Origin of the sequence: Streptomyces sp. NBC_01092 (genome assembly GCF_045039535.1) — a bacterium.
Lineage (GTDB): Bacteria > Actinomycetota > Actinomycetes > Streptomycetales > Streptomycetaceae > Streptomyces.
Map to the genome: position 1 here is coordinate 938,055 of NZ_CP108659.1, position 13,964 is coordinate 952,018.

A 13,964-nucleotide genomic window follows, 5' to 3' on the forward strand; every position below is an offset into this window, starting at 1 on the left:
CGGGGGCGCATTACTGGAACGCCGCGTGGATCTCCTCCTCCGTCGCGGAGTGCGAGACGAGGAGGAGTTCGTCGCCGGGCCGAAGCAGGATCGACGGATCCGGCACCGTGGGCTGTCCGTCGCGGACGATGGTGGCGACGACCGTCCCTTCGGGGAGTCGGACGTCTCCCAGGGCACGGCCGACCGCCCTGGACTGCGGTGTGATGGCCGTTTCGATGACGTCGACGCCGGCCTTGCTCAGCCGCAGCAGGGCGACCGTGTCGGTGGCGCCGGTGGCCTCCTCGATGAGGGAGATCAGCGGCGTGGCGGCGGGAACGGCGACGTCGACGCCCCAGCGCCCGTCGAACAGCCAGGCGTTGTCGGCGTCGTTGACCCGGGCGGCCACGCGAGGCACCGAGAACTGCCGTTTAGCGAGAAGGCTGATGACGAGGTTGTCCTCGTCGTCCCCCGTGGTGGCGATCACGAGGTCGGCGGTCAGCGCACCGGCGTCTTCCAGGAGGGCCGGTTCGCAGGCGTCCCCGGCGACCAGCCGCACGGCGATGCGGCCCTCCAGTTCGGCCACGCGGTCGTCGTCGATGTCGATCAGTGTGACCTCGTTGCGGGCCGCGGAGAGCACCTGGGCGATCTGGGTGCCGAGGCGTCCCGCTCCGGCGATGAGCACGTTCACGTCCCCAGCTCCTTGTCGAGAAAGCCGCGCAGCCTGCCCAGCGCGGTGGCGGCGACGGCGAAGGTGACCAGGTCGCCCGCCTGCGCGGGCGTGCTGTGCGCGGGGATCAGGGAACGGCCCCCGCGGGTGACCTCGACAACGCGGATCTCGCCGTCGACGTCGAACTCGGTCAGCCGCCGCCCGATGCGGTAGTCGGGGACCTCGGAACGGACGAGTAGCGTCTCTCCGTTGCCGAAGCTGAGTTCGGGGCTCAGATGGCGGTGCAGCAGCATCTGGTGGATCTGGTGCACGGTCCAGCGGACGCTGGCGATGGTGGGGATGCCGAGGTCGCGGTAGATGTCGGCGCGCCGGGGATCGTAGATGCGGGCGAGGACGATCGGTACCCGGTAGGTCTCCTTCGCCGTGCGCGCGCTGACGATGTTGCTGTTGTCCCCGGAGGTGACGGCGACGAAAGCGTCCGCGTGCTCGATCCCGGCGGCCTGGAGCACGGCTCGGCTGTAGCCGTTGCCCTCGTGGAAGCGGATACGGGGGCTTTCGGGCAGCCGCCCGGCCGCCTTGGGACGCCTGTCGACGACCCGCACGTCGTGCCCTTCCGCGGCGAGCAGACCGGCGAGCGTGGAGCCCACCCGTCCGCAGCCGACGACGATCACCTTCACCGTGGGGCTCCTTTCCGGCGGTGGGTGCTGCGACGCAGCCACGCCTTGCGGGCCTCGTCCGCGATCAGGGGCAGGGTGCCGAGCCCGGCGAGGACCGCCCAGTCGGCGGCGTCGAGCGGGGCGGTGTTGAAGACGGCTTGCAGCGGCGGGAGATAGCTGATTGCGGCCATGAGAGCGATGCCGAAGCCGCCCGCCGTCAGCAGGGCGGGATTGGACAGCAGTCCCACTTTCAGGATGCTCTGGCGGTCGGTGCGCACGGCGAGCGCATTGAAGAACTGGCTGAGCACGATCCCGGCCTGGACCATCGTGATCGCCTCCTGGTAGGCGAGGGTGTCCTCGGTGAAGTCGTCGAACGGGATGCCCGAGGAGCCGATGTGCCAGAAGAACACGGCGCTCACGCAGACCGCCTGGATGCCACCGAGGAACAGGATCCGCCCCACGACGGCGGCCGAGAACAGGCGTTCCCGGCGGGAGCGCGGCGGGCGGTCCATCACGTCGGGCTCCGGCGGTTCCGCGCCCAGGGCCAGGGCGGGCAGCACATCGGACCCCAAGTCGATCGCCAGGATCTGTACCGCGCTGATGGGCACCAGCGGGAACCCGGCGAACGTCGCCACCAGGATCGGGACCAGCTCCCCGATGTTGTGGCTGAAGAGGTAGACGAGAAATTTGCGGATGTTCTGGTAGACCGCCCGGCCGAGCCGCACCGCCGCCGCGATGGACGCGAACGAGTCGTCCAGCAGCACCATCGAGGCCGCCTCCCGGGCGACGTCGGTGCCCGACACTCCCATCGCCACACCGATGTCGGCGTGCTTGAGCGCAGGGGCGTCGTTCGCGCCGTCCCCGGTGACCGCCACCACCTCGCCCCGCCGCTGGAAGGCGGTGACCACACGCATCTTGTGCTCGGGGCTGACCCGGCACAGCAGCAGCTCGGACGGTTCGGCGAGCAGTGCGTCGAGCGCCTCGTCGTCCATCGCGTCGAGCCGGGCGCCCGTCACCACGACCGGATCCGGTCCCCGGACGATCCCGACCCGGCGGGCCACGGCCTCCCCGGTCAGCGGGTGGTCGCCGGTGACCATGACGATCCGGATGCCGGCCCGGCGGCAGGCGGCGACCGCGTCGGTGACCTCGGGACGCGGCGGGTCCAGCATGCCGACCAGTCCCAGCAGGGTGAGTCCGGACTCGGCCTCGTGCTGCGCTGGGCGTGACCCGTCCAGCTCCCGCCATGCGACGGCCAGCACCCGCAGCCCCTGGGACGCCAGCGCGTCACTCGCCGCCACGACTGCCGCGTGGTCCGCCTCGATCAAGGGACCGCGCCGGCCCTCCCACTCCACGTCAGTACACCGCGCAATCAGCTCCCCCGGTGCTCCCTTGACATAAGCCTGGTAGCCCGCGCCGGTCTTGTGCACCGTGGTCATCAGCTTGCGGTCCGAGTCGAATGGGAACTCCGTCACCCGCGGGGCCTCCGCCTCCTCCGCGTCCAGATCGAGGCCCGTCTTTGCCGCGGCGACGAGCAGCGCCCCCTCGGTGGTGTCACCGAGCACCCGCCAGTGCTCCCGGCCCCCGGGGCCTTCGGGTGGAATCAGCCGGGCGTTGCAGCACAGGGCCGCCACGCGCAGCAGGTCACGCACCGGAGCCGCATCGGCGACCTCGCCGCTCGGGGCGTACCCCACACCGCTCACCGGGTGCGGCACACCCCCCGCCCACACCCGCGTGACGGTCATCTCCGCCTGGGTGAGCGTCCCGGTCTTGTCCGTGCACACCACGGTGGTCGACCCGAGCGCCTCCACCGCCAGCAGCTGCTTGATCAAGGCGTGCCGGCGCGCCATCCGCCGTACCCCGATCGCCAGCGACACCGAGAGGGTGGCGGGCAGCCCTTCCGGTACGAGCGCCACCATCACCCCCAGGGCGAACACGAACGAGGTCACCGAAGACTCCCCGGTGGGCAGTCGTACGGCGAACATCAAGGCGCCGATCGCCAGGGCCGCCCCCGCCACCCGCCGGGCCATGGAGGCCACCTGGAGCTGTAGCGGGGTCTTCTGCCGGGGAGCCGCCGCGGCCAGCCGGTAGATCCGCCCGAACTCGGTTTTCGCACCTGACGCAAAGACCACCGCCCGCCCCGACCCGGCGACGACGTCGGTTCCCATGAACACGCAGTTACGGGCCTCCAACGGCGGCCCGGCAGCCACCGGGTCGGCCGTGCGGCCCACGGCATTGCTCTCCCCGGTGAGCGGCGCGTTGTTCACGGCCAGCTCGTGCGCCTCCACCACCCGGCAGTCCGCCGACACCGCGTCCCCGGCCTCCAGCACGACCACGTCGCCCGGCACCAGCTCCCGGGCAGGAACCTCCAGCCGCTCGCCGCCGCGCAGCACCCGGCAGGTGTGGGGCACCATCGCCTCCAGCGCCTGGGCCGTCCGCTCGGCCGAGTACTCCTGGGCGAAGCCGATGGCGGCGTTCAGCACGACGACGCCCAGGATCGCCACCGCCAGCTGGAACGTGCCGATGTCACGCGGCTCTTCCAGCCCGTACGCCAGGAAGGTGATCCCCGAAGCGACGATCAGGACGACCGCGAAGAGGTCGGTGAACTGCGCCCCCAGCTGCCGCCACACGGCGCGGCGCCCCGCAGGGGGCAGTTCGTTGGCCCCGTACCGCGCCAGCCTGGCGCGTGCCTGCGCTGCCGACAGGCCACGCCGTGACGTGTCCAGCGCGGCGAAGACCTCGTCGGCAGCGAGCTGTCGTACGGCGGGACGCGGGCTCGAAGCGGACGCGGCGCCGACCGCCTCGCCCCCCGCTCCGCCCGGTACCAGCGGGTCCGTACCGGTGCGCATCATCCGATCCCGTGCGGTGACGAGATCCAAGTCACCGATGGAACCGGCCGGGTTGCGCGGAGGGCCTTGGACGAGGCTGCCATCACGGTCTCCAGGGAGTTCGGCGGAGGTTTCGCCGGTTCGCCGCCCTCGATCGGCGGCGCCTGCTCATCGTGTGACGGGCCGGACGAAGCCAACAGGGCCGTCCGGGGCAAAGGTCCGGGCCGTTAGCCCCCTCACACCGGCACCGTGATGACGGTGCAGTGAGCGTGGTGCAGTACTCCCTGGCTCACCGAGCCCAGCAGCATGCCCGTGAATCCTCCGTGCCCCCGGGTTCCCACGACCAGGCCCAGGGCATGTTCCGAGGCGCCCGTCAGGATCTGCACCGGGTGCCCGCGGACGACTTCATGGTGCAGTTCCACGTCCGGGTATTTCGCGGTGCGGCCCGCGACCGTCTCGGACAGCACACGGCGGCACTCCTGCTCTGCGGCGTCCTCGTCCAGCACACCTAGGAGCGGCGGATGCCACACGTACAGGGCCCGCAGGAGCGCTCCGCGCAGGGCCGCCTCCTCGAAGGCCATGTCCACCGCTGCGGCCGAATGCTCACTGCCGTCGACGCCGACCACGAAGTACGGAGGCTTCTGAGCAACGTGCTCCGGCTCCGGTACGACGGCGACCGGGCAGGGAGCGTGGGCAGTGAGCGGGAGCGCCACCGAGGTAGCGGAGAACATCTCACGCCGCCTGCTCAGGTGCCAGGAGCCCACCACGACCAGGGAGGCGGTCCGCGCCTCCTCGCGCAGGACCCACGCCGGCTCACCCTCCGCCAGCAGCGTCGACACCTCCACCGTCGGCTGCCGCGACTCGACGAAGGCAACCGCCTCCTCGAGTACTTGGTCGCCCACGCCGTGCAGCGCCCGGTTCCACTCCTCCCAGGACGGCCGTGGCTCGCCCGACCGGTATCCCCGGGTCGGCATGCCCTGGGCGTGGACGAGCCGCAACGGCAGGCCACGGCGACCCGCTTCGTCGGCGGCCCAGGCCAGCGCCAGCCGCTTCGAAGGATCGGGGTCGACACCCACCACGATCGGCCGACGCCCGTCCGCACCAGTCATGGCACCTCCAGGAGATCTCCGCGCCGCCGTCCGTTCTGTCCTTCCAGCCTCACCCCTGCCGCCGAGTGCCGCCATGCCACGGCTTCGCGGGCTCTATGCGTCGACAGGCGGCCAAGTGCCCCGGGACACCGCGGCAGCCGCGGCCCCCGGATCTGGGCACTCCCTCCGCGCGGCCCCTTCCGTACTGAGCCTGGACCGGGCGCGGTCGCTCAGCGGACGAGGACCCGCTCCCCGGAGCGCGGGACGACCGCGGTTCAGCCCAGCGTCCGGTCCAAGCGATCGCGCAGCGCCTCAGCCGCGTCGGGCTCCCCGCGCACCGGATAGGTGGCATGCGGGGCGGGTGCCCCGCGGAGCCACTCGACGATCTGTCCGGCGTCGGCGTGTGCCGAGAAGTGCGGTACGTCGGCGACCTCGGCGCGGACGGGAACGTACTCGCCGAACTACTTGGCCGCCTTCGCCCCGTCGACGAGGCCGCGGACACGCGTTCCCTGAGCCGCGAAACAGCCGCCGCAGGTGGTGCAGGACGCGTCCCCCCGGTGGCCATGCCGGACTCGGAGACGATGACGGCAGGCCCGCTCTCGCGGCTCAGCTCGACGGACTCCTGACTCTCGTGCGGGAAATGAGGTGGGGTGCGAGGCCGGTGACCCCGACCTAGATACCCTAGGGGGTATCTCCATGAAGGGGACAGCACCTGCGTCCGGGACACCAGGTCACTCAGCGTCGGCGGTCGTCCATAGGGGCCGAACGGCCCCGGCCACTGCTCCCCTCGGCCCCTGTGCGAGCCGTGTCGTCCGCGTTCCACTGGAAACCGGAGAAACCGATGTCCACGAGAGAGGCGCGGCCATGACGAGCACAGTGCCGGAGACGACATCGCGACCGGAGAACGCCGTGGCCCATGTTCTCGAGGTCACCCACCTGGACGGGGATGCGTACGCCGTCGACGTGCGTGGTCACCAGCTCTTGGTCGACCAGCCCACGGAGGCGGGTGGGAAGGACACCGCGCCCACACCCACCGAACTGTTCGCGGCCTCCCTCGCCACCTGCGTGGCCTTTTACGCGGGCCGCTATCTCCGGCGCCACGGGCTGCACCACACCGGGTTGCAGGTGCGCGCGGAGTTCACCATGGCCATCGACCGCCCGGCACGCGTCGCGTCCGTCCGCGTGATCCTCACCCCGCCGTCCGCTCTGTCCGCGCAGCGCCATGCGGCCCTCCTCGCGGTCGCGTCGCACTGCACGATCCACAACACGCTGCGCCAGCCGCCGGCGATCGACATCGAGCTGGAGCCGCATCTCACGTAACCCGTGCTTGCGGTTCAAGCTCCGGTGGGCGGAGCACAGGGCGGCGGTTGCGTCGCGGGCAGACGCGTGTGCGTGGCCGTGATCAACCGGCCACGCACACGCGGTGCGGCCTCAGCGCGCAACAGCGCTCAGACGTGCCGCACGGGGATGGTCCTGGTGCCCGTCTTCTCCTCCGGGACCGGAACCTTGATGGTCAGGACTCCGTCCTTGTATTCCGCGGTCGCCTCGTCCCCCTTGGCTCCGGCCGGCAGCCGGACGGAACGGGTGAACGTGCCGTAGCGGAACTCCGAGTGGTGCTTCTCCTTGGTCTCTTCGGTGCGCTCGGCTCGCAGGGTGAGCAGACCTTCCGTGATGGTGATCTCGACGTCCTTCGCGGGGTCGATGCCCGGGAGCTCGGCCCGTAGCACGTACGTCCCCTCAGTCAGGCGCTCCTCGACGCGGATGCCGTGGGTCCCCGGAACGGTGTGCGCCGCGGGGAACCCGCCCTCGACCCAGCCGAACAGGTCGGGAAGAGTCGGCCAGCCGGGCAGCCGCTCGATCATGCCGCTCATGTCACCCTCCCTTCTTCCCACTTCCATCGTCACGCCCCAGCGCAGGGTGCGCCTGGGCCGAACGGCCCTCTGGGAGACCCGGTCGGCCCTTTGCCGCACGGTGAGCTCGTCACGCGGTGCCGGCTGCTCCGGACGGTCGTACGGCCCAGCCGTCGTCGAGAGGATCCAGGTCGAGATCGGGGCGGCGACGTGGTCCCAGCAACTCGCGGCCCTTGAGCAGGTCGGGACCGGCTGACGATGCCGTTCAGCACGCCCTCGCCGTCGACGACCGACGGCACTGGTCAGCCGGGGCGTGGTCACGGTCATCATGCGTCGCGAGTGCCCTGGTGCAGTCCTTCCCCCCGTCCCTCGCACCGGTGGGCACTCCGGCCTGCCTGGCCATGACGGCCGCGCTGGGCGCAGGCAGCGGGGCGACGTTCGCCTTCGTGGCACTACTGGCGCCGCCCGAGCGGACCGGCTCGGTCACCCGAGTCGTCGGGGCTGCGGGCGGGCTGGGCGGCTTCGTGCCGCCGCTGGTGATGGGCTTGCTCCAGGGCACCCTCGGCTTGTACGCGCTGGGACTGGTGCTGCTCGCCGTCGTGGCGGCCGCCACCCTGGTCGTCACCGCCACGGGCGTGCGCCGGGCGGTCAGACACCGCGCCCCTGCCGTCGCACCGCACTGAGCGGCGCCAAAGGGCCCTTCGGCCCCGGGCCAGGCCGCATTGGCCCCTGCCGGGGCCGCCGGTCGCGCGGGGATCCTGGTAGTGCAGGAGCCCGCGCACCGGCGCGCGGGCACCGACGAGAACTGGGGAGATGATGACTGTGCTTCGCCCCGTCGTGGTGGGACTGGACGGTTCCCGAGAGAGCCTCGCAGCCGCCGACTGGGCGGCCAGGGAGGCACTCAGGCGTGGCCTGCCTTTGCGGCTGGTGCACGCCTGGGAGGGCGGCACATCGCCCGACGAGTCGGAGTCGCCCGAGCTGGAGGCTCCGCGCTCCTGGGCGCGGCGGATCCTGCGCAGTGCCATGGACCGGATCAACGAACGCTATCCGCAGGTCTATCTGAGTGTCGAGCAGATCTCCCGTCCCGCGGCCGACGCCCTGGTGGCAGCGGGCGACGAGGCCGAGCTGCTGGTCCTGGGCAGCCGGGCTTTCAGCGGCTTCGGCGGGTTCATGGCCGGCTCGGTGGCGCTGGCGACGGTGGCCCATGTAGCACGGCCCGTCGTGCTCGTGCGGGCCGACCAGACCCGTGAGGCCGATCATGAGCCGGACGCGCAGGGCCAGCCATCGGCGCACAGCCCGTACCGCGCCGTCGTCGTCGGCGTGGACCCGGCGCACTCGTGCAAGGAGCTGCTCGCGTACGCCTTCGAGAGCGCGACGCTGCGTGCCGCTCCACTGCGGGTTGTACACACCTGGCAGCTGCCGTATGTGCCCCATGCGCTGGAGGCGAAGGCGCGCAGGGACGTGGGGGCAGCCGCCGAGCAGGCGCTGGAGGCCGTGCTCGGACCGTGGCGGGAGAAGTACCCCGGCGTGGAGGTCACCGAGCTGGTCAAGGAGGGCCGTCCGACACAACACCTGCTGCACGCCGCGCGGGACGCCGGCATGCTGGCCGTCGGCCGCAAGATCCGCCCGACCAGGATCGGAGCACACACCGGTCCCGTCGCGCACGCGGTGATGCACCACGTCCGCTGCCCCGTCGCGATCGTGCCGCACGAGTGAAAACATCCCTCCCGGTTCGGTCGGCAGGGGTCGGACCGGGAGGGGCCCGTATTCCCGGCTTGTGACCGTCGGCCCCTGAGGCACGGCCCGTCGTAGCGGTACGACGGGAGGAGGACCTGTCTGGAAGGAGGTTGCCCGTGATTCCGGCAACCGGCTGCTCGCCCCGGAATTGCAGACCGACCAGGCCGATCCGGACCGGGCCAACGCGCTCACTTCCGGCCATCGCGCCTGCCAGGGCGGCGGCGAGGCGCTCGGCGCCCGCAACGTCCTCGACGCGGCACAGCGGGCGGCCGGCGGCAAGGTGATCGCGGTCAACGCGACGGGCCGCCTAGAGGTGTTCTCCACGCCGTACCCGGGGACCTCCTGGCAACTGCCGTGGCTGCACTCCCTGTTCGGCAACGCACCCGCAGTCGCCGCCGGAGTCGCCGCCGCGCTGCGCACCAAGGGATGCACGGACGTCCGCGTGGTCGGGCAGGGCGGGGACGGCGACTCGGTCGACATCGGGCCGGCCCTGTCTCTCGGGCATGTTCGAGCGCGACGACGACGTCCTGTACGTCTGCTACGACAACGAGGCGTGCATGAATACCGCCGTTCAGCGCTGCGGAGCCACTCCCCCGGCCGCGCGCACGGCGACCACCCAGGCGGTCGGCGAGGCACCCGGCGCCTCCTTCGGGCAGGGCACGAGCCTGCTCGCTGATCGCTATGGCGCACGAGATCCCGCGACACGGTGCGCATCGCGCGGCTGGCCGAACAGAGCTGCCTGTTCCCCGTGTTCGAGGCCGAGTATGGCGAGGTCACCGACGTGACGCCGATCCGTCGGCGGGTTCCGGTGGAGGAGTATCTCCGCCCGCAGAAGCGGTACGCGCACCACTTCGAGCCGGAGCCGCGCACTGACGTCATCGCCCGCATCCAGCGGACTGCCGACCGCAACATCGCCCGCTTCGGGCTGCTGGCCCAGGAGCGGGCACACGAGCAGGCACAGGAGGCCGCGCCGTGAAGGAGAAACCGTTCGCGATCACCCTGGACGTGAGCTCCAGTCCGGCCAACCGGGCCGGCGCCTGGCGCACCGAGCGTCCCGAGTACGTCCACCGGCTGCCGCCGTGCAACCAGGCCTGCCCGGCCGGTGAACACATCCAGCAGTGGCTCTTCCACGCGGAGAGCGGCGACTAACGAGTCCGCCTGGCGACAGTTGATGCGGGACAACCCGCTGCCGGCCGTCATGGGCCATGTCTGCTACCACCCGTGCGAGACCGCCTGCAACCGCGTACAGGTCGACAACGCCGTGGGCATCAACGCGGTCGAGCGCTTCCTGGGGGACGAGGCGATCAGGCGGGGTGGGACGGTGCAGGCGCCTTCGGTCTCGTCCGGCAAGCAGGTGCTGGTCGTAGGCTCCGGCCCGGCCGGGCTGTCGGCGGCGTACCATCTCCGGCTCCTCGGTCATGAGGTGACGATCCGTGAGGCACAGGAACCCCCGTTCGGCATGGTGCGCTACGGCATCCCGCGCTACCGACTGCCCCGGGAGGTACTGGACGCGGAGATCGACCGCATCCTGTCGATGGGAATCACGCTGGAATGCGGCCCCCGCGTCGACGACGTCCAGCATGCCGACGGCGGCCGCCTCGCCATCGAGCCGATGCGGCTCGACGAGGCGGGGTTCCCGCAGCCGACGGGCGAGTTGGAGGAGTTGGACGCCGACACGGTGGTGCTGGTGCTGGGGCAGGACTCCGATCTGACGCTGCTGAAGGGCGTGCCGGAGCTGACGGTGGACCACGGCACGATCCAGGTCGCCGAGGGTCTGATGACGGGGCATCAGGGCATCCTCGCCGGGGTGACATGGTGCCCGCGGAGCACAGGTGACGGTGGCAGTGGGGCACGGGAAGAAGGCGGCGCGGCACATCGACGCCTATCTGCGCGCCACTTCGCACGAGCCGGGGGCCAGGGCCGGCGGACTTCGAGCGACCCGACACCTGGTACTACTCGAACACGCCCGCGTCGCAGCAGCCCCCGTTCGAACTGGCCCGCCGCGTCTCGACGTTCGACGAGGCGGTGCGGGGGCTCGACGAGTCCAACGCCCTGTTCGAGGCCCGAAGCTGCATGTCCTGCGGGAACTGCTTCGAGTGAGACAACTGCTACGGCGTCTGCCCGGACAACGCGATCATCAAGCTGGGGCCGGGCAAGGGGGTTCGCGATCGACCTGGACCACTGCAATGCGGGCTGTGTGTGGCGGAGTACCTGTCCGGGGCAATGGACACCGTCCGGAGGAGTGACGGTCCGGTCAGCCGTTCGCCGTCAGCGACGCGAGGGCGGCGTCCAGGCGGCGGGTGGCCTCCTCGGCGACCGGGCGCAGGGCATCGAGCTCGGTGAGGGCGACCATCGTGTTCGGGTCCAGGACCTGTACGGCGGTTCGCTCCCCGTCGGCGCGGACGACCACGTTGCAGGGCAGCAGGAGGCCGATGGAGCGGTCGGTCTCCAGGGCCCGGTGGGCGAGCGGCGGGTTGCAGGCGCCGAGGATGACGTAGTCCTCCATGTCGTGATCGAGCTTGGCCTTGAGCGTGGCCGTGACGTCGATCTCGGTCAGGATGCCGAAGCCCTGGGCGGAGAGGGCGTCGCGTACCCGGTCGACGGCGGTGGCGAAGTCGGTGTCGAGGTGCACGGTGCGGTCGTAGCGCATAGCGGGGTCTTCCTGGTCGGTTCGCGCGGGGGCGGGTGTCGCACTGCTGTCAGGCCAGTGACAGAAACAGCTTCTCCAGGCGGGAGCGCATCTGCGCGGTGTCCTCGCCGTTCTTCCGCCCGGACTCGATGTCGGTCACACACTGCTCAAGACCCGTGGCGATGATCGCGAAACCTGCCCGGTCCAGCGCACGTGAGGCGGCGGCGAGTTGTGTGACGACCTCCTCACAGTCACGGCCCTCCTCGATCATCCGGATCACACCGGAGATCTGTCCTTGCGCCCGGCGCAGCCGGTTCAGCACGGCCTTGAGGTCCGCGCCTTCGAGTTCGAGTTCCACAGTCACTCCCGGATAAATACCCCTATGGGTATTGTAACGCCCGATGCGTCGACACCGGGCCGGGTTCGCTCCAGACAGACCGGCGTCACCGGGAACCAACGCATGTCCTCGAAGTCGGACAGCTGCCCGGCGGGGCCGCCCTCCGTGCGGTCGGGGCGCGGGAAGAGCAGCTCCCGGGAGCGGCGAGCCGGTCCGCGAGCACGTTCTCGCCGAGCCTGCGTCGTGCCGGTCCGGGGAGCGTGAGCCGACCGTCCGGGCTGAACCGCACACCGGCATCCACGACTGAGCGGCCCGAGCCATCAGCTGGCGGCGTTCCCGGGGCCGCGCTCCGCGAGCGCAGCGTGGGCGAGGAGGCGGCGCGCGAGATCGCGTGCCTCGTCCGGGGTCAGTGCCGCCCAGACTCCCGGCTCACCGCCCTGGTCCCGGCCCACGTCCAGGGCGACTCGGCTGATCGGCCGGTCCGTTGACGCGATCCTCAGGCACCTCACGGCGATCCGGCGGCCGCAAGTCGTCACCAAAGGCGCGTCGCCGGTCATGTGCGACCGCCCTTCTTGCACCGTCACCATCGGTCTCACACCCTCCTCGGGGGACAGGCCCTCGGCTCCCTCCCCTTCGGGCGGCACGTCCTCGGTGCCATATACCCAACGGGGTATTAGTGAAAGCGTCCGCGACGCCCGGATTGTTCCCATATCTCGGGGCTCCTGGATGACTCCCATGGCCCGGCTTGCTGAGCACGGGGGGCATGCCGGGCCTGCGGCGGCGGGACAGGTACCAGCCGAGCAGGATCCCGGTGACGGTGACCGCGGCCGCCCCGGTCCAGGGGCTGGTCAGCAGGGTGTGGCGCAGGCCGGGGCCGGTCTGCTGACCGAGGACGAAGACTCCCATGACGGCGACGAACCAGCCGAAGGACTTGCGCAGCGCGTCCTGCGGGATGCGTCCGGCGAGGCGGCCGCCGATCAGGCTACCGGCGACGGCGGTCGCCGTGACGAGGGCCGCGAGCCCCCAGTCGATGTGGACACTGGCCAGGTAACCGGCCAGCCCGGCGAAGGACTTCATGGCGATGACCAGCAGCGAGGTGCCGACGGCGACGGCCACGGGCAGCCCGCCGAGCAGTGCGAGCGCGGGGACGACCAGGAAACCTCCGCCCGCGCCCACCAGGCCGGTGACCAGGCCCACGACGACGCCGTCCAACAGGACGTGGAACACGGGGAGTTCGTGGTGGATCCGCTTCGGCTCCCCTCGGCGGCCGCGGATCATGGCGACGGCGGTGGCGATCATCATGAGGGCGAACGCGACGAGCAGAACGGTGCCGGGGACGAACGCGGCAAGCCGCCCTCCCACGTAGGCGCCGGTCATGCCGGCCAGCCCGAACAGCAGTCCGGTGCGCCACCGGACACGTCCGGCGCGAGCGTGCGAGACGACCCCGGCGGCGCTGGTGACGCCGACGACGAACAGCGAGGTGGCGATGGCCTCCTTGGTCTCCATCCCGGCCAGGTAGACCAGGATCGGCACGGTCAGAATCGACCCGCCGCCGCCCAGCACGCCGAGGGCGACGCCGATGAGCAGCGACGCGGCAACGATCAGGGCGATCATGACGTGCCTTTGAGGGCCGCGACGACCGTGTCGATGTCGGTGCGGGGACCGCCGTTGTAGGGCAGCTTCGACAGCAGCATGCCCATGGCGCAGGTGTTGGTGAGCGCGGCGACGGTCAGCCCGGCCCCGACGGCTGTGCCGATCAGGTGCAGTCCGGGCAGGAACAGGCCCGCGACGCCGGTGATCAGCACGATGGTTCCGGCGACCAGGCGTACCTGGCGCTCCAGGTCCCAGCGGTCGGGGCCACGGGTGAGCGGGCCGCCGGTACTCTCCCAGGCCAGGATGCCGCCGTCGAGGACGCGCAGGTTGGGCAGTCCGGCCTCCGCGAGGGCCTGTTCGGCCTGGGTGGCGCGGGCGCCGGAGCGACAGATGAGGACGACGTCCTCGTCGAGGTGGTGCAGCAGTTCGGCGCGGTGTTCGCGCAGGGTGTCAAGGGGGACGTTGTAGGAGCCGGGGATGTGCGCCGTGCGGAACTCGCCTGGCGTGCGCACGTCCAGCAGCCGGGGGCCGTCTCCAGCGAGGTGCAGGTCGCGCAGGGCGGTGGGGTCGAGTCGAGGGGCGCTGGCCTGGTTGGTCATGAGG

General features: G+C 71.3%; 13 protein-coding genes and 4 pseudogenes. 7 read left to right on the plus strand and 10 right to left on the minus strand.

All coding sequences use genetic code 11. The features are described 5' to 3' along the window. Positions 1 to 10 precede the first annotated feature (10 nt). From OG254_RS04010 to OG254_RS04030, 5 genes and pseudogenes are all read right to left on the minus strand, one after another. On the minus strand, positions 11 to 667 hold the full coding sequence (locus OG254_RS04010) for a potassium channel family protein (RefSeq protein ID WP_405577278.1): 657 nt from the start codon (positions 665 to 667) through the stop codon (positions 11 to 13). Then, positions 664 to 1,323 carry a potassium channel family protein gene (locus OG254_RS04015; protein ID WP_405577280.1) on the minus strand — a complete coding sequence of 220 codons (660 nt, stop codon included), beginning with the start codon at positions 1,321 to 1,323 and terminating at the stop codon, positions 664 to 666. The genes OG254_RS04010 and OG254_RS04015 overlap by 4 nt, the downstream gene beginning before the upstream one ends. Next, a complete protein-coding gene (locus OG254_RS04020; RefSeq protein WP_405577282.1) occupies positions 1,320 to 4,178 on the minus strand; it encodes a cation-translocating P-type ATPase in 2,859 nt (952 codons plus the stop codon). The genes OG254_RS04015 and OG254_RS04020 overlap by 4 nt, the downstream gene beginning before the upstream one ends. 185 nt (positions 4,179 to 4,363) lie before the next feature. Continuing rightward, a complete protein-coding gene (locus tag OG254_RS04025) occupies positions 4,364 to 5,236 on the minus strand; it encodes a universal stress protein (protein WP_405577284.1) in 873 nt (290 codons plus the stop codon). 254 nt (positions 5,237 to 5,490) lie between these two features. Then, a pseudogene (locus tag OG254_RS04030) lies at positions 5,491 to 5,607 on the minus strand (MBL fold metallo-hydrolase RNA specificity domain-containing protein); the annotation flags it as partial. 472 nt (positions 5,608 to 6,079) lie between these two features. On the opposite strand from OG254_RS04030, the gene OG254_RS04035 reads away from it, so the two are divergent. Next, the gene (locus OG254_RS04035; protein WP_405577286.1) at positions 6,080 to 6,535 is read left to right on the plus strand and encodes an OsmC family protein; all 456 of its coding nucleotides are present in this window, start codon (positions 6,080 to 6,082) and stop codon (positions 6,533 to 6,535) included. A 128-nt stretch (positions 6,536 to 6,663) separates the two neighbouring features. Here the strand turns inward: OG254_RS04035 and OG254_RS04040 are convergent, their stop codons facing one another. Next, positions 6,664 to 7,086: an Hsp20/alpha crystallin family protein gene (locus tag OG254_RS04040; RefSeq protein ID WP_405577288.1), complete on the minus strand. Its 423-nt coding sequence runs from the start codon at positions 7,084 to 7,086 to the stop codon at positions 6,664 to 6,666. 311 nt (positions 7,087 to 7,397) lie between these two features. Between OG254_RS04040 and OG254_RS04045 the strand changes: the two are divergent. From OG254_RS04045 to OG254_RS04070, 6 genes and pseudogenes are all read left to right on the plus strand, one after another. Continuing rightward, positions 7,398 to 7,748: pseudogene (locus tag OG254_RS04045) on the plus strand (MFS transporter); the annotation flags it as partial. Positions 7,749 to 7,878: 130 nt separating this feature from the next. Next, the gene (locus OG254_RS04050) at positions 7,879 to 8,781 is read left to right on the plus strand and encodes a universal stress protein (RefSeq protein WP_405577290.1); all 903 of its coding nucleotides are present in this window, start codon (positions 7,879 to 7,881) and stop codon (positions 8,779 to 8,781) included. 169 nt (positions 8,782 to 8,950) lie between these two features. Next, entirely contained in the window at positions 8,951 to 9,478 is a 528-nt protein-coding gene (locus tag OG254_RS04055) for a hypothetical protein (protein WP_405577292.1), read from the plus strand. Between the two features lie 30 nt (positions 9,479 to 9,508). After that, positions 9,509 to 9,778, plus strand: coding sequence for a hypothetical protein (locus tag OG254_RS04060; RefSeq protein WP_405577295.1), 270 nt, complete (start codon positions 9,509 to 9,511; stop codon positions 9,776 to 9,778). After that, complete coding sequence (locus OG254_RS04065; protein WP_405577297.1) at positions 9,775 to 9,951, plus strand: hypothetical protein; 177 nt, start codon at positions 9,775 to 9,777, stop codon at positions 9,949 to 9,951. The genes OG254_RS04060 and OG254_RS04065 overlap by 4 nt, the downstream gene beginning before the upstream one ends. A 49-nt stretch (positions 9,952 to 10,000) precedes the next feature. Then, a pseudogene (locus OG254_RS04070) lies at positions 10,001 to 10,537 on the plus strand (FAD-dependent oxidoreductase); the annotation flags it as partial. A 519-nt stretch (positions 10,538 to 11,056) separates the two neighbouring features. Here OG254_RS04070 and OG254_RS04075 read toward each other — a convergent pair. The 4 genes and pseudogenes from OG254_RS04075 to OG254_RS04090 form a co-directional block, all read right to left on the minus strand. Then, on the minus strand, positions 11,057 to 11,452 hold the full coding sequence (locus tag OG254_RS04075; protein WP_405577299.1) for a DUF302 domain-containing protein: 396 nt from the start codon (positions 11,450 to 11,452) through the stop codon (positions 11,057 to 11,059). Positions 11,453 to 11,501: 49 nt separating this feature from the next. Next, a complete protein-coding gene (locus tag OG254_RS04080; RefSeq protein ID WP_405577301.1) occupies positions 11,502 to 11,789 on the minus strand; it encodes a metal-sensitive transcriptional regulator in 288 nt (95 codons plus the stop codon). A 756-nt stretch (positions 11,790 to 12,545) separates the two neighbouring features. Then, positions 12,546 to 13,382 (minus strand): annotated as a pseudogene (locus tag OG254_RS04085) (sulfite exporter TauE/SafE family protein); the annotation flags it as partial. Next, positions 13,379 to 13,960 carry a rhodanese-like domain-containing protein gene (locus OG254_RS04090; protein WP_405577303.1) on the minus strand — a complete coding sequence of 194 codons (582 nt, stop codon included), beginning with the start codon at positions 13,958 to 13,960 and terminating at the stop codon, positions 13,379 to 13,381. The pseudogene OG254_RS04085 and the gene OG254_RS04090, both read right to left, overlap by 4 nt. Positions 13,961 to 13,964: the final 4 nt, after the last annotated feature.